The sequence below is a fragment of the Serratia sp. TMDUHS_CL genome (assembly GCF_037137105.1).
GTDB classification, from domain to species: Bacteria; Pseudomonadota; Gammaproteobacteria; order Enterobacterales; family Enterobacteriaceae; genus Serratia; species Serratia nevei.
This window is the reverse complement of record NZ_JBBBDV010000006.1, coordinates 200,118-215,400: the sequence shown is the minus strand read 5'-3', so window position 1 is coordinate 215,400 and position 15,283 is coordinate 200,118. Positions and strand designations below refer to the sequence as shown.

Sequence of the window (15,283 nt, the reverse complement as noted above, 5' to 3'; positions counted from 1 at the left end):
TTGTAGAAAACTCCGCCATGAAAAAGACCAAAATTGTTTGTACCATCGGTCCAAAAACCGAATCGGAAGAAATGCTGACCAACCTGCTCAATGCGGGCATGAACGTGATGCGTCTCAACTTCTCTCACGGCGACTATGAAGAGCACGGCAACCGCATCAAGAACATGCGCGCCGTGATGGCGAAAACCGGTATCAATGCCGGCATCCTGCTGGATACCAAAGGCCCGGAAATTCGCACCATGAAACTGGAAGGCGGTAAAGACGCCTCGCTGGTCGCCGGCCAAACCTTCACTTTCACCACCGACCAGAGCGTGATCGGCAACAGCGATCGCGTAGCGGTCACCTACGCCGGCTTCGCCGCCGACCTGAAGATCGGCAACACCGTGCTGGTAGACGACGGCCTGATCGGCATGGAAGTCACCAACGTGACCGAAAACGAAGTCATTTGTAAGGTGCTGAACAACGGCGATCTCGGCGAGAACAAGGGCGTCAACCTGCCGGGCGTTTCCATCCAGCTGCCTGCGCTGGCCGAAAAAGACAAACGCGACCTGATCTTCGGCTGCGAACAAGGCGTCGACTTCGTGGCGGCATCCTTCATCCGCAAGCGCTCCGACGTGCTGGAGATCCGCGAACACCTGAAAGCCCACGGCGGCGAGCAGATCCAGATCATCTCCAAGATCGAAAACCAGGAAGGCCTGAACAATTTCGACGAGATCCTCGAAGCGTCCGACGGCATCATGGTTGCCCGTGGCGACTTGGGCGTCGAGATCCCGGTCGAAGAAGTGATCTTCGCCCAGAAGATGATGATCGAGAAATGTAACCGCGCGCGTAAAGTGGTGATCACCGCCACCCAGATGCTCGACTCCATGATCAAGAACCCGCGCCCTACCCGCGCGGAAGCCGGCGACGTTGCCAACGCCATCCTGGACGGTACCGATGCCGTCATGCTGTCCGGCGAGAGCGCCAAGGGCAAATACCCGCTGGAAGCGGTCAACATCATGGCCACCATCTGCGAGCGTACCGATCGCGTGATGCCTAGCCGCATCGATACCCTGAACGACCATCGCAAGCTGCGCATCACCGAAGCGGTGTGCCGCGGTGCGGTAGAGACCGCCGAGAAACTGGACGCGCCGCTGATCGTCGTCGCCACCAGCGGCGGCAAGTCAGCGAAATCCGTGCGTAAATACTTCCCGAACGCAGTGATCCTGGCGCTCACCACCAATGAAACCACCGCGCATCAGCTGGTGCTGAGCAAGGGCGTTATCCCGCAGATGGTCAAGGAAATCGCCTCTACCGACGACTTCTACCGCATCGGTAAAGAAGCCGCGCTGGCCAGCGGCCTGGCGCAGAAAGGCGACGTTGTGGTGATGGTTTCCGGCGCGCTGGTGCCGAGCGGCACTACCAACACCGCCTCGGTACACGTGCTGTAATATAAAACGTGACATAATTACCTTGATCAAAACGCCGCTTTGCGGCGTTTTTTTTATCGGCAGTAAACTATTTTTCTCAAAACGCAACCGCGATCCGCTCATTATTTAGCTAATAACAAATCGGAGTAGTCCCATGGAAGCCGGCTGTTTTCCCTCGTTTTTTTAACTAATTTGTAAAACCAGATGCAAGTTTGAGCGAACGATCAAAATAAAGCACCTCAACACTAAAAAATTATTCTCTTTCGAAAAAAGTTTGTGTAATACTTGTAACGCTACATGGAGATTAACTCAATCTAGAGGGTGTTATAATGAATCGTACTAAACTGGTACTGGGCGCGGTAATCCTGGGTTCCACTCTGCTGGCTGGCTGCTCTAGCAACGCTAAAATCGATCAACTGTCTTCTGACGTTCAGACTCTGAACGCTAAAGTTGATCAGCTGAGCAACGACGTGAACGCAATGCGTTCTGACGTTCAAGCGGCTAAAGACGACGCAGCACGCGCTAACCAGCGTCTGGACAACCAAGCTCACGCTTACAAAAAGTAAGTTAGCTTTGGTTATTGAAAACGGCGCACAGTGTGCGCCGTTTTTTTTTGCCTGCTCATCGGCCCGGGGGTTCTCCTTCGGCAGACAAAAAAAAAGAGGCTCAGCACGCTGAACCCCTCTTCAACCGCTCAGTCCTGCAAACTTAGTTCACTGAACTGATTGGCGCTGCCTTGAATGGGCTCTTATTCGCCGCAGGCGCCGCTACAGGCGTTAAACTCACCTCAGACGGGTTCTCCCCCACGTTGACCAGCACCGGCATGCCAGAACGGCGTACAACCGCGCTATCGAACACGGCGCGATCGGTTTGCCCATCTGCAGCGAAGGCTTTCTCCGCTTTAGACAACGCAATCGGCATGGTCTGCGGATCGTCGCTTTCTACCCGCGACAGCGGCTGGTGCACTTCCACATAGCGTTTGCCGTCCGGCTCAACCGAAATCTTCACCGGATCGTTGATCACCTGCACCCGCGTACCGCGTGGCACCTGGTTGAACAGCGCTTCGATGTCCGTCGGACGCAGACGAATACAGCCGGAGCTGACGCGCATGCCGATCCCGAAGTTGGCATTGGTGCCGTGGATCAGGTATTCACCGCGCCCCATCGCCAGACGCAGGGCGAACAGCCCCATCGGGTTCTCAGGGCCTGCCGGCACCACCGCAGGCAGCGTCACGCCCTGGGACTGATAGCGTTTGCGGATGTTGGCGGTAGGTGTCCAGGTCGGGTTGGGGATCTTCTGGCTCACGGAGGTCACTTCCAGCGGCGTGTGCATCCCGGTCTGGCCGATACCGATCGGATAGACGATCACTTTGTTCTCGCCTTTCGGATAGTAGTAAAGGCGCAGCTCGGCCAGGTTGACGATGATCCCTTCACGCTTGGTATCAGGCAGCAGCATTTGGGTCGGAATGGTCAGCACCGTACCCGGCTTAGGCAGGAACGGGTCGGTGCCGGGGTTGGCTTCCAGCATGCCCAGCAGGCCAATCTTGTAGTCGGCGGCGATCGCCTCCAGCGGACGGCCGTCGTTTGGCACGGTATAAGTGGTGTTTTCACCGATCAGACGGCTGTCCGGCGGCGGCAGCGGGTACTCGGTCGCACTGGCGGCCTGCGTGCCGGCCAATACGGTGGCGAAGACCATGCCCATTAAACTCAACGCACGTTTCATTATCATCCCTATATTTTTTATGACGGTTCGTCCCCAAGGCTAACGAGCGCCCGGCGGCGGGTAAATCAGACAATACCTGATTAATACTAGCAATGCTGGCATCAAAGGCAATAAGTTCTCTAAAAATCAACACGTTATAACGTAATCACCGCCGTTGATTGTCAACGAAACGTCAACGGATAAGCTGCTGAAATATCACTGAATTGGGGATGTTATCTGGGGGGAAAGCGTGGATTGTAAAGGCTCATTGACAAAACGAATGTATCAATGAGCCCTCAAGAACGGGGGCGTTCAGGCTCAGGCCAGCTGCGTGGCTTTACTGCGAATGGCGCGGATCATCGCCTCCAGCCCCTGTGAACGCGAAGGCGTCAGGTGTTGGCTGAGCGCCAGCTCGGCGAAAAACGGCCGCACGTCGAGCTCGACAATCTGCTGCGGCGTCAATAGGCGATACAGAATAAACACCACCGCCAGCAGGCCTTTGACGATCGCCGCGTCGCTGTCGCCGTGAAACTCGACCTGCCCTTGCTCATCGAGGCGCATCACAATCCACACCTGGCTCTGACAGCCGGAGATCAGGTTGCCGGCCTGCCGCTCAGCCTCGTCCAGCGGCGGCAATTTGGCGCCGAGTTCAATCACGTACAGGTATTTCTCCTCCCAGTTCAAACAGCGGGAGAAATTTCGCACCAATTTATCTTTGTCCGGCAAATTCGCCATGGGGATCCTTTTGTACCGCCGGGGACGCGCCCCGGCCTAGCCTAATAGCTGATGAATGCGTTGCAGCCCGGCCACCAGCCGGTCCACCTCTTCGCGGGTATTATATAACGCCAGCGAAGCGCGGCACATGCTCGGCACCTGATAAAACGCCATCAGCGGCATGGCGCAGTGATGGCCGGTGCGAATGGCGATGCCGTACTGATCGAGGAAGCTGCCGACGTCATAGGCATGGTGTTCACCCAGATTGAAGGCGATCACCCCGGCGCGATGGGCCGGGCCATAGACTTTCAGCGTCGGCACCTGGCTGAGCGCCTTCAGCGCGTAGTGCATCAGCGACTGTTCATAATCGTGGATCGCATTCAGGCCCAGGGCTTCAACGTAATCAAACGCCGCCCCCAGCCCCATGATGCCGGCGGTGTTCGGCGAACCGGCCTCGAAGCGCCACGGCGGATCGGCGAAGGTGGTGCCCGCCGTCAGGCTGACCTGGCGGATCATCGAGCCGCCCCCTTCCCACGGCGGCATCTGCTGCAGCAGCGCCTGGCGGCCATACAGCATGCCGATGCCGGAAGGACCGTACAGCTTGTGGCCGGAAAACACGTAAAAATCGCAGTCCAGCGCCTGGACATCGACGCGCTGGTGCATCACCGCCTGCGCGCCGTCCACCAGCACCGTCAAATTCGGCGCCAGGGCTCTGGCGCGGGCGATAATGTCGCGCACCGGGTTGACGGTGCCCAGCACGTTGGAGACCTCGGTCAGCGCCAGCAGTTTACAGGACGCATCGACCAGTTCCGGCAGCCGCGCCAGATCCAGCGTACCGTCCGGCTGTAGCGGCCACACCCGCAGCTGCAGCCCGCGCTCCTCCGCCAGCATCTGCCACGGCACGATGTTGGCGTGGTGCTCCATCTCGGTGATGAGAATCGCATCGCCCGGCTGCAGCAGGTGGCGGCCAAAGCTGTTGGCCACCAGATTGATGCCTTCGGTGGTGCCCTTGACGAACACCATCTCTTCCGCCGAGGCGGCGTTGATAAAGCGCGCCGCCTGCTCCCGCACCGCTTCCATCTGCTGAGTCGCCTCGGCGCTCAGGGTGTGGATGCCGCGATGCACCGCCGCATAACCGTGGCGGTAGAACTCCAGCTCGCGGTCGATCACCGCCTGCGGTTTCTGCGCGCTGGCGGCGCTGTCGAGATAGGCCAGCGGTTGGCCGTTCACCTCACGCGCCAGCAGCGGAAAATCGCCGCGCACGCGTTCAATCGGATAACTCATGCAGCCTCCCCCGGCAGGCGCTGGGCGATGCGCGCCAGCACCCGTTCCCGGATGGTGTCGTTGGCGATGCCTTCGGTCAGCTCGGCGGCGAAGGCAAAGATAATCATCTGCTGCGCCGCATGTTTGTCGATGCCGCGCGACTGCAGATAGAACAGCTGCTCTTCATCGATACGCCCCACGGTGGCGCCGTGGCTGCATTTGACGTCGTCGGCGTAAATCTCCAGCTGCGGCTTGGTATCCACTTCCGCCACCTTACCCAACAGCAGGTTATGGTTGGTCATCTGGCCGTCGGTTTTGATCGCGTGCTTAGCCACTTTGATCATGCCGTTGAACACCGCCTTGCCGCGATCGCTGACCACGGTTTTATGCAGCTGGCGGCTTTCGCAATAGCCTTTGTTGTGCTCCAGATAGGTGCGGGTATCGCAGATCTCTTTGCCCACCGGCAGCACCAAGCTGTTGATCACCAGGTTTGCGCCTTCGCCGTTCAGCTGTGCGCTGGTGTTGTGCCGCGTCAGGCCGGCGCCCAGCAGGAAGCTGTCGCTTTTCACCCGCGCGTCGCGGCCGATAACCAGATCGTTATGGGCAAAGTGGTAGCTCGGCTGGCTCTCAAACGCCAGCTTGCAGTGCAACAGCCCGGCGTTGTCCGCCACGTTGGCGGTCAGGCGCGCGCCGGTGAAGTGCGCGGCCTCGCCCAGGCTGACATAGTGTTCAATCACTTCCGCCTCGGCGCCGCGCCCGATCTCCAGATGGTGACGATGATGCACGGTGTTCACTTCCCCGGTGGCGCCGCGTCCGCTGCTGATGTGCAGCAGGTACAGCGGGCGGGCCGGGGCCTTGCCGGCCGGCAAACGAATCAGGCTGGTTTCCTGCGCCAGGCTTTCGGTCAGGTGCAGGAAAATCTCCGGCTGGATCGGCTCCGGCAGCGCCTGCGGCGTGCCGTAGGCGGTCAACTCGAACTGGTAGTCGCCCAGATCGCCATCGCTGAGCGCGGCGCTGTAGCGGCCGTCGATAAACACCAGCCGACAGGCATCGATGCCGAGCGCCAGCGCCTCAAGCTGCTCTGCGCTCACCGGCGCGGGCTGCGGATCGAGGAACTGCTGCTCCAGCATGCTCTCCAGCGGCGTGTATTTCCAGTTTTCATGCTTGCGCGTCGGCCAGCCGAGGCGCAGCGCCTGCTGCCAGTGCGCCAGCGCATGCGGCGAACGCTCGCCGCCGCGGCCTTCGAACAGGCGATACAGCTGCTGCAGCGCGTTTGAATTACTGTTGGTCGGTAAGCCAGCCATAGCCCTGCTCCTCCAACTGTTTCACCAGCGAGAAATCGCCGGACTTAACGATGCGCCCCTGGGACAGCACGTGTACGTAATCCGGTTTGATGTAGTCCAGAATGCGCTGATAGTGGGTCACGATGATAAAGGCGCGCTTGCCGTCCCGCAGCGAGTTGACGCCGTTGGCGACGATCTTCAGCGCGTCGATGTCCAGGCCCGAGTCGGTTTCATCGAGAATGCACAGATCCGGCTCCAGCGCCGCCATCTGCAGAATATCGTTGCGTTTTTTCTCACCGCCGGAGAAGCCGACGTTGACCGAACGGGTCAACAGATCGGCCGGCATATCCAGCAGCGCGATTTTCTCTTCGATGAAATCGGCGAAGTCAAAGCGATCAAGCGGCTCCTGCTCGCGGTATTTGCGCACCGCGTTGACCGACGTCTGCAGGAAGAAGTGGTTGCTGACGCCAGGGATCTCCACCGGGTACTGGAAGGCCAGGAACACGCCTTCGCCGGCGCGATCTTCCGGATCCAGCTCCAGCAGATCCTTGCCCTTGAAGGTGACTTCCCCTTCGGTCACTTCGTACTCTTCACGCCCGGCCAGCGTGGCGGACAGCGTGCTCTTGCCCGAGCCGTTCGGCCCCATGATGGCGTGCACTTCGCCCGGTTTGATCTCCAGATCCAATCCCTTGAGGATCTCGTTGCCTTCCACGCTGACTTTCAAATTCTTGATGCTTAACATGCTGTGTCCTCAGATAGCGCCGACGGCGCTAAAAATGCGGCGATTAACCCACGCTGTGTTCCAGGCTGATGGCCAGAAGTTTCTGCGCCTCGACGGCGAACTCCAGCGGCAGCTCGGAGAAAACGTCCTTGCAGAAACCGTTGACGATCATCGAAATGGCGTCATCCTCGCTGATGCCGCGCTGCAGGCAGTAGAACAGCTGGTCGTCGCCGATCTTCGAGGTGGTGGCTTCGTGCTCCAGCTGAGCGCTGTTGTTGCGCGCTTCAACGTAAGGGAACGTGTGGGCACCGCTGTCCGGCCCGATCAGCATCGAGTCGCACTGGGTAAAGTTACGGGCGTTTTCCGCCCCCGGCAGGATTTTCACCAGGCCGCGATAGGTGTTCTCGCTGTGGCCGGCGGAGATGCCTTTGGCGATGATGGTCGACTTGGTGTTTTTGCCGATGTGGATCATCTTGGTGCCGGTGTCCGCCTGCTGATGGCCGCTGGTCAGCGCCACCGAGAAGAATTCGCCGATCGAATTGTCGCCCTGCAAAATCACGCTCGGGTATTTCCAGGTGATGGCCGAGCCGGTTTCCGACTGGGTCCAGGACATTTTCGAGCCGGCGCCTTCACACAGCGCGCGCTTGGTGACGAAGTTGAGGATGCCGCCCTTGCTCTCGCCGCCGGAGAACCAGTTCTGCACCGTCGAGTATTTCACTTCGGCGTCTTTATGCAGGATCACTTCCACCACCGCCGCGTGCAGCTGGTAGCTGTCGCGCACCGGGGCCGAGCAGCCTTCGATGTAGCTGACATAGCTGCCTTCGTCGGCGATCAGGATGGTGCGCTCGAACTGGCCGGTTTTGGCGGCGTTGATACGGAAATAGGTCGACAGCTCCATCGGGCAGCGCACGCCTTTCGGCACATAGACGAAGGTGCCGTCGGAGGCCACCGCGGCGTTCAGCGCAGCGAAGAAGTTATCGTTGGAGGGCACCACGCGGCCCAGGTACTGACGCACCAGGTCCGGGTATTCCTGGATCGCTTCGCCGAACGAGCAGAAGATCACCCCGCTTTCCGCCAGTTTTTCACGGTAAGTGGTAGCGACCGAGACCGAGTCGAAGATGGCGTCCACCGCCACCTCGCTGCCCTCGCGCACCGGCACGCCGAGCTGATTGAACGCCAGCTCCACTTCGCTGGTCAGGTAATCTTTTTCCGTCGCCGCGCCCGGTTGCTGCTCGGCGCCGGGTTGCGAACCGCAGGCATCGTCGCAGCTGCCGCAGGACGGCGCCGAATAGTAACTGTAGTCCTGGTAGTTCAGGCGATCGTAATTGGCCTTCAGCCAGTGCGGCTCTTCCATCTGCAGCCAGGCACGGTAGGCCTCGAGGCGGAATTCCAGCATCCACTCGGGTTCGTTGCGCTTGGCCGAGATGGCGCGCACCACCTCTTCGTTGATGCCTTTGGCCAACTCATCGGTTGCCAGCTGGGTGAAGAAACCTTCTTTGTAGCGACCTTCGCTGACCCAAGCCTGCACTTCATTAGGCATTTCTACATTGCTTCGTGTCATGTTGATTGCATCGCTCAAACGCCAAAGCTCTCGCCGCACCCGCAGGCATGCTGAGCTTTAGGGTTATTGAATTTGAATATCTGATTCAGCCCTTCGCGGACATAATCTACCGTGGTGCCGTCGATGAACGGCATAGCCTTCAGCGGCACATAGAGTTTGGCGCCGTCGCGCTCAAACAGCAGATCGTCATCGGCGGGTTCGCGGGTCAGATCCAGCACATAGGCAAAGCCGGCGCAGCCGGATTGTTTCACCCCTAGCTGCAGCCCTTTCACCTGCGGATCCTGCTGCATCAGTTTCGTTATTTGTCGTACGGCGCTGTCGCTGAGCGAAATGCCTTGCCAGACATTTTCATCCAGAGAAAAAGTGCCGACATTTTCCGTTTGCATAGGGTCTACCTCACACTCGTGTTTGGCCACAGCCAATCTGGGTTGCTTATATGTTAGTGATAACGATTATCACTTCAACCGTTTGTTTTGCGGGGGTATCCGCCGCGAGCGCGGTTTTTCGCTGCGGCGCGCGGCAAGCCAACGGGACACCCGTGGCGGCTTGCGGCGTCAGGCGGCAAGGTGTGCATGCTATCCCTATGAATTCGTTATCTATCCTGCATCACCGTACCGCACTCCCCGGTGGCCCGTCAGCGTTACAGCGCTGCGGTGCGTTGCCGATCTAAACATTCATAGAAAATACCTATTTCTGCATTCTGTCTGTCGTAAATGTGCGTTTATCGGCATTTCGTGGCGCGGCGCAAGCGCGCGGCCCTCAGGTTAAAGTTTAGTCGCTCAGGATTAAGTTGGGTCGGCGGCGGTCTTTTACCCTCCTGAGCAATAAAAAACGCCGCGCCGGGATTGATCGGCAACGCGGCAGTTTATATGATAATGATTATCATTCAATTTGAATTTGAGCGCGAAGCCAATGACTCTTTCGATCAACGCATGGTTGCTGGGCAAGATTGATGAATACAAATTCAGCGTGCGCGACGCCACGGTGGACTTTTATATGGCCGAAGCGGCGCTGCGGCGCCCGGAATGCAATATCGACCATCTGAAGCGGTACAACAGCGTCAGCCTCACCATGGCCAATCTGTGTCTGGAGAACGGCGACGACGACAGCTACCTGCACGCGCTCAGCAAGCTGCACAACCGGCTGATCGTCGAGATCAACAACCCACAGCGCTGCCAGCTGTTTCGGGTGCAAAGCTACCACTTCGCCCGCCACACGCTGACGCTGATCTGCCAAAAATATGCAATGGAAGGCACCTGGGAGAAGGCGAACGCGTTTCAAAAGGACTTCGTCAAACGCGTGCCGTTTCAGCTGTAAGGCGAAAGGCTCCGCAGGCCGAACGCCTGCGGAAACCGGCGGGAATCAGTCGATGACCGCCGTGGTCAGACGCGAGGTGCAGCACAGCCGATCGCGCGCGTCGAAGATCTCGATTTGCCACACCTGATGGCGACGGCCGACGTGCAGTGCGCGACACACCCCGCGCACCTGGCCATCGAACACCGCGCGCAGGTGGTTGGCGTTGATCTCCAGCCCCACCACTTTCTGCTCGCCTTCGCTGCACAGGTAGCCGGCCATCGATCCCATCGACTCCGCCAACACCACCGATGCCCCGCCGTGCAACAGCCCGAACGGCTGCCGGGTGCGGCCATCGACCGGCATGGTGGCCTCGAGGAAATCTTCGCCCAGCTGGGTAAACTCGATGCCCACATGGCTGACCATGCAGCCGTCGCCGGCGCGGTTCAGCTGCTCCAGCGATGTTTCACGTTTCCACAATTTCACTCAATCATCTCCAGAAGTGCCTGTAATGGGTGGCGCACGCCATTGCCCTCGATGCGTTTCACCTGGCTGCGGCAGGAATAGCCGGTCGCCAGGCAGCGCTGCCGCGGCAAACGCTGCAGCGTCGGATGCCATGATAGCTCATAAATGCCGAGCGAGTTTTGCAGGTTCTTGGCTTCATGGCCGTAAGTGCCCGCCATGCCGCAGCAGCCGACGCTGACGTTCTCCAGTTTGGCGCCGAAGCGGGCGAAGATCGCCGCCCACTGTTGGCCGCTGGCCGGCAGCGCGGTGGTTTCGGTGCAGTGGCCAAACAGATACCACGGCTCGCCGGTCGCCGGCTGTTCGGCGCGATCCGCAATCCGCTGCTGCAGCCATTCATGCACCAGCTGCACCTGGAAATCGCCGCGTTCGGCGCCGAGGATCTCGCGGTATTCGTCGCGGTAGCACAGCACCAGCGCCGGATCGACGCCCACCAGCGGCATGCCGAGCTGCGCCACACGGTTGAGGAAATCGGCGGTTTTGCGCGCGGTGCGGGCAAAGCGCGTCAGGAAACCTTTCACATGCTGCGCCTTACCGTTCGGCGAGAACGGCAGCAGCACCGGTTGATAGCCGAGCTTCTCCACCAGCCTGACAAAGTCCGCCACCACTTTGGCGTCGTAATAGCTGGTGAACGGATCCTGGACGATAAGCACGTGTTCTGCGCGCTGCTCGGCGCTCAGCCCTTCCAGCTGCTCCAGCGTCAGCGTGGTCGCGCGATGGCCGGACAGCTGCTGACGCAGCGTCGGGCTGGACAGCAGCGGCAGATCGACCATGCCGATGGCGTTGCGGCTCATCTCCCGCAGCCACGGCTGGCGGAAGAAGAAGTTGAACACCTTCGGCGCGCGGGCCATCAACGGGGTATAGCTCTCCACGCCGGCGACCATGTAGTCGCTTACCGGGCGCAGATAGCGGGTGTGGTAGAGCTGCAGGAAGCGCGAACGGAAACCCGGCACGTCAATCTTGATCGGGCACTGGGTGGAGCAGGCCTTGCAGGCCAGGCAACCGGACATCGCCTCTTTCACTTCGTGCGAGAAGTCATACTCGCCCTTGCCCGCGTGCCAGCTGTTGCGGGTCTTTTCGAGCAAACCGCGCAGGCTGACTCGCTGCTGCGGCAGCTGTTTCTCCAGCGCCAAAGGATCGACGCCCTGCTCGGCCAACAGACGCAGCCACTCGCGCACCAGCGTCGCCCGCCCTTTCGGTGAATGAATGCGGTTGCCGCTGATCTTCATCGACGGGCACATCGGGCTGCGCACGTCGAAGTTGAAGCACAGGCCGTTGCCGTTACACTCCAGCGCGCCGCGGAATGAGGTGCGCACCTCGACCGGGATCTGGCGATCGAAGGTGCCGCGTTTGACCGCGTCAACCTGCATCATCGGCGCATCCACCGCCAGCGGCGAACAGATCTTGCCCGGGTTCAGGCGGTTATCCGGGTCGAATGCCGCCTTGATGCGGCGCAGCTCTTCATACAACGTTTCGCCGAAGAACTCAGGGCTGTATTCCGCGCGGAACCCCTTGCCGTGCTCCCCCCACAGCAGGCCGCCGTATTTGGCGGTCAACGCCACCACCCGATCGGAGATTTGCTTCATCAGCACCTCCTGCTGCGGGTCGCACATGTCGAGCGCCGGGCGCACGTGCAGTACCCCGGCGTCGACGTGGCCGAACATGCCGTAGCTCAGGTGGTGGTCATCGAGCAGTTGACGGAATTCGACGATATAGTCCGCCAGGTGTTGCGGCGGCACGCAGGTGTCCTCGGCGAACGGAATCGGCTTGGCGCGGCCCTTGGCGTTACCCAGCAGCCCGACCGCCTTCTTGCGCATGTTGTAAATGCGCTCGATGCCCGCCAGATCGCCGCAGATTTGGTAACCGATCACGCCGTCCTGCTGCTGCGCGATCAGTTCGTCCAGCCGTTGGCACAGGGTTTCCATCTGGCCGTCGATCAGCGCCCGATCGTCGCCGGCGAACTCGACGATGTTCAGCCCGAGCATCTCTTTATCCGGCACGTCGGCGATCAGTTCGTTCACCGAGTGCCAAACGATGTCTTCACGCGCCAGGTTCAGCACCTTGGAATCGATGGTTTCCACCGACAGCGCCTTGGCTTCGACCATAAAGGGTGCATTGCGCAGCGCCGAGTCGAAAGAGTCGTATTTTACGTTAACCAAACGGCGTACTTTCGGCAGCGGCGTGATGTCCAGCCGCGCCTCGGTGATAAACGCCAGCGTGCCTTCGGCGCCGGTCAGGATGCGCGTCAGATCGAAGGTTTGCAGATCGTCGCTCAGCACGTGGCGCAGATCGTAACCGGTGAGGAAGCGGTTGAGCTTGGGGAATTTCTCCAGGATCAGCGCACGCTGCTCGCGGCAGCGGTTGAGCACCGTGCGGTAGATGCGCCCTTCGGCGGTCTCTTCCAGAGCAATCGTTTCCGCCAGCGCCGTCGGCATGGCGCGGGTATCGATCATCTCACCGCCCAGCAGCACCGCCCGCAGGCCCAATACGTGATCGGAGGTTTTGCCGTACACCAGCGAGCCCTGGCCGGAGGCGTCGGTGTTGATCATGCCGCCCAGCGTGGCGCGGTTACTGGTGGACAGTTCCGGCGAGAAAAAGTAGCCGAACGGCCGCAGATATTGATTCAGCTGATCCTTGATCACCCCGGCTTCGACTTTTACCCAGCCCTGTTCGACGTTGATCTCCAGAATGCGATTCATATGGCGCGACATATCGACCACAATGCCGGTGTTGAGCGACTGGCCGTTGGTGCCGGTGCCGCCGCCGCGTGGGCTGAAGGTCAGCGTCTTGAATCGCTCTTCCCCGGCCAGGCGGGCGATCAGCGCCACGTCGGCGGTGGAACGGGGGAACACCACCGCATCGGGCAACAGCTGATAGATGCTGTTGTCGGTGGCCATCGTCAGCCGGTCAGCGTAGCTGGTGGCGGTGTCGCCGTTGAATCCGTTTTGCTTCAGTGCTTCCAAAAAGTCGAGCACCCGTTGAACGAGGCCGGGCGCCTGAGAAATCTGTGGGATCATTCGCTTTTTTGACCCTGTCCGTCTATTTTTTATGCGCTGATGTACGCTGAATCGGGCCTTTAATTCAGACCCACCCTATTTTTTAGTGACACTAAAAACTAACATACTCGTTTAGTGAAGGCATTCACATTATTACCGCCCTGCGAGCGCCGCCACAGGCGGCCGCCCGGCGGTGAGAAACCGACCGACAGGCACCCCGATTCCCCGGTGCCAGGGATTTAATTGACCAGGATGAGAAGCCACTGATGCCACTCCCGCAATCGCGTTACGACTTACCGCGAATTATTTTCGGCGTGCTGTTTATCGCCATCATGATCGTCGCCTGTTTTTGGGTGATCCAACCGTTTATTCTCGGCTTCGCCTGGGCGGGCATGGTGGTGATCGCCACCTGGCCGCTGCTGCTCAAACTGCAAAAACTGCTGTGGGGCCGCCGTTCGCTGGCGGTGTTGGTCATGACCCTGCTGCTGATCCTGCTGTTCATTCTGCCAATCTCCCTGCTGATCAGCAGCGTGGTGGATAACAGCGCGCCGCTGATCGCCTGGGCCAGTTCACCGGGCAAGCTGCACATTCCCGACCTCGCCTGGCTGCAGTCCGTGCCGATGATCGGCGACAGGCTCTACACCAGCTACCACACGCTGGTTAACGCCGGCGGCGCCGCGCTGCTGGCGAAGGTGCAGCCGTACTTCGGCCAGACCGCCACCTGGTTCGTGGCGCAGGCGGCGCATATCGGCCGTCTGCTGCTGCACTGCGCGCTGATGTTGCTGTTCAGCGCATTGCTGTATGCGCGCGGCGAGCAGGTAGCGCTGGGTATCCGCCACTTTGCGGTGCGCCTCGGTTCTGCGCGGGGCGATGCGGCAGTGCTGTTGGGCGGCCAGGCGATCCGTGCCGTCGCGCTGGGCGTGGTGGTGACGGCGCTGGTGCAGTCGGTGCTGGGCGGTATCGGTCTGGCGGTGAGCGGCATTCCGGCCGCCACCCTGTTGACGATGCTGATCTTTATCTGCTGCGTGGCGCAATTGGGGCCGCTGTTGGTGCTGGTGCCGGCCATTATCTGGCTGTACTGGCATGGCGATACCACCTGGGGCACCGTGCTGCTGGTCTGGAGCTGCGTGGTAGCCACGCTGGATAACGTGCTGCGCCCGGTGCTGATCCGCATGGGCGCCGATCTGCCGCTGCTGCTGATCCTCTCCGGCGTTATCGGCGGTTTGCTGGCCTTCGGCATGATTGGCCTGTTCATCGGCCCGGTGGTGTTGGCGGTATCTTATCGCCTGCTGACCGCCTGGATGAATGAAGCGCCGGAGCCGACCACCGCGCCGGAGCAAGTCATCGAAGATCTGGAAAAACGCTAATTCCCCTTCCGCCCGCATCGTCGGGCGGAATATTTCGCCCCGTCATTGTTCCTACCTCATTCGAGTAATATCTACGCCAAATATAATGCCGCCCTATATTGATTGGGCCTCGGCGAATGAAAGATGCAATGTAAATCCCTGTTTATTGCAAGCGGCAAAAAGAGATAACGCCCGCAAATAAAATGTGATGCCGCTATCGATTAGGATGATTCTTAATGACTAGTCGCGTTCAAAAATCTAGTATTATGGCCATCTATTGCTTCAAATCACTGATTTTAAAGCAACCTTTCTGAACTATGTAATGCCATACATGTGAATTGCTGTGTGTAGTCTTTGCCCATCTCCTACGGTGGGCTTTTTTTTATTCTTTTTTCGCCAAATTGATTATTTTACGCGCCGTTATTTACATTCAGAAATAAAAAGGCCGCAGCGTAAACTGCGGCCTGGCGTTAA

Annotated in this window: 13 protein-coding genes and 1 other RNA gene; 5 read left to right on the top strand and 9 right to left on the bottom strand. The window is 59.6% G+C overall.

The genetic code is table 11. From position 1 onward, the window contains the following. Window positions 1–17 precede the first annotated feature (17 nt). Together pykF and WCL58_RS13905 are read left to right on the top strand one after the other, a co-directional pair. Window positions 18–1,430 (top strand): pyruvate kinase PykF, encoded by a 1,413-nt coding sequence (gene pykF / locus WCL58_RS13910; protein WP_070914911.1) that lies wholly within the window; start codon window positions 18–20, stop codon window positions 1,428–1,430. Between the two features lie 308 nt (window positions 1,431–1,738). Next, the gene (locus tag WCL58_RS13905; RefSeq protein ID WP_004931354.1) at window positions 1,739–1,975 is read left to right on the top strand and encodes a major outer membrane lipoprotein; all 237 of its coding nucleotides are present in this window, start codon (window positions 1,739–1,741) and stop codon (window positions 1,973–1,975) included. A gap of 142 nt (window positions 1,976–2,117) precedes the next feature. Here the strand turns inward: WCL58_RS13905 and WCL58_RS13900 are convergent, their stop codons facing one another. The 7 genes from WCL58_RS13900 to sufA form a co-directional block, all read right to left on the bottom strand. Then, window positions 2,118–3,131 (bottom strand): L,D-transpeptidase family protein, encoded by a 1,014-nt coding sequence (locus WCL58_RS13900; RefSeq protein WP_060440060.1) that lies wholly within the window; start codon window positions 3,129–3,131, stop codon window positions 2,118–2,120. Window positions 3,132–3,428: 297 nt separating this feature from the next. After that, a complete protein-coding gene (gene sufE / locus WCL58_RS13895; RefSeq protein ID WP_336851291.1) occupies window positions 3,429–3,845 on the bottom strand; it encodes a cysteine desulfuration protein SufE in 417 nt (138 codons plus the stop codon). A 36-nt stretch (window positions 3,846–3,881) separates the two neighbouring features. Then, entirely contained in the window at window positions 3,882–5,108 is a 1,227-nt protein-coding gene (sufS, locus tag WCL58_RS13890) for a cysteine desulfurase SufS (protein WP_087763495.1), read from the bottom strand. Further along, on the bottom strand, window positions 5,105–6,391 hold the full coding sequence (gene sufD, locus WCL58_RS13885; RefSeq protein WP_336851290.1) for a Fe-S cluster assembly protein SufD: 1,287 nt from the start codon (window positions 6,389–6,391) through the stop codon (window positions 5,105–5,107). The genes sufS and sufD overlap by 4 nt, the downstream gene beginning before the upstream one ends. Further along, window positions 6,366–7,112, bottom strand: coding sequence for a Fe-S cluster assembly ATPase SufC (sufC, locus tag WCL58_RS13880; protein WP_004931365.1), 747 nt, complete (start codon window positions 7,110–7,112; stop codon window positions 6,366–6,368). Before sufC ends, sufD begins: the two co-directional genes overlap by 26 nt. 43 nt (window positions 7,113–7,155) lie before the next feature. Then, the gene (gene sufB, locus WCL58_RS13875) at window positions 7,156–8,652 is read right to left on the bottom strand and encodes a Fe-S cluster assembly protein SufB (protein WP_033638360.1); all 1,497 of its coding nucleotides are present in this window, start codon (window positions 8,650–8,652) and stop codon (window positions 7,156–7,158) included. A gap of 14 nt (window positions 8,653–8,666) precedes the next feature. Then, window positions 8,667–9,038 (bottom strand): Fe-S cluster assembly scaffold SufA, encoded by a 372-nt coding sequence (sufA, locus tag WCL58_RS13870; RefSeq protein ID WP_004931368.1) that lies wholly within the window; start codon window positions 9,036–9,038, stop codon window positions 8,667–8,669. Between the two features lie 526 nt (window positions 9,039–9,564). Here sufA and WCL58_RS13865 point away from each other — a divergent pair. After that, on the top strand, window positions 9,565–9,969 hold the full coding sequence (locus WCL58_RS13865; protein WP_047727659.1) for a hypothetical protein: 405 nt from the start codon (window positions 9,565–9,567) through the stop codon (window positions 9,967–9,969). 45 nt (window positions 9,970–10,014) lie between these two features. On the opposite strand, the gene menI is transcribed toward WCL58_RS13865, so the two are convergent. Beyond that, window positions 10,015–10,431: a 1,4-dihydroxy-2-naphthoyl-CoA hydrolase gene (gene menI, locus WCL58_RS13860; RefSeq protein WP_016927938.1), complete on the bottom strand. Its 417-nt coding sequence runs from the start codon at window positions 10,429–10,431 to the stop codon at window positions 10,015–10,017. Further along, entirely contained in the window at window positions 10,428–13,484 is a 3,057-nt protein-coding gene (gene ydiJ / locus WCL58_RS13855) for a D-2-hydroxyglutarate dehydrogenase YdiJ (RefSeq protein ID WP_336851289.1), read from the bottom strand. The genes menI and ydiJ overlap by 4 nt, the downstream gene beginning before the upstream one ends. A gap of 245 nt (window positions 13,485–13,729) precedes the next feature. Here ydiJ and ydiK point away from each other — a divergent pair, with 245 nt between their 5' ends. Together ydiK and rprA are read left to right on the top strand one after the other, a co-directional pair. After that, window positions 13,730–14,830, top strand: a complete 1,101-nt coding sequence (ydiK, locus tag WCL58_RS13850) for an AI-2E family transporter YdiK (protein ID WP_055317060.1) — start codon at window positions 13,730–13,732, stop codon at window positions 14,828–14,830. 255 nt (window positions 14,831–15,085) lie between these two features. Continuing rightward, an RNA gene (gene rprA / locus WCL58_RS13845) (antisense sRNA RprA) lies at window positions 15,086–15,195 on the top strand. The last annotated feature ends 88 nt before the right edge of the window (window positions 15,196–15,283 follow it).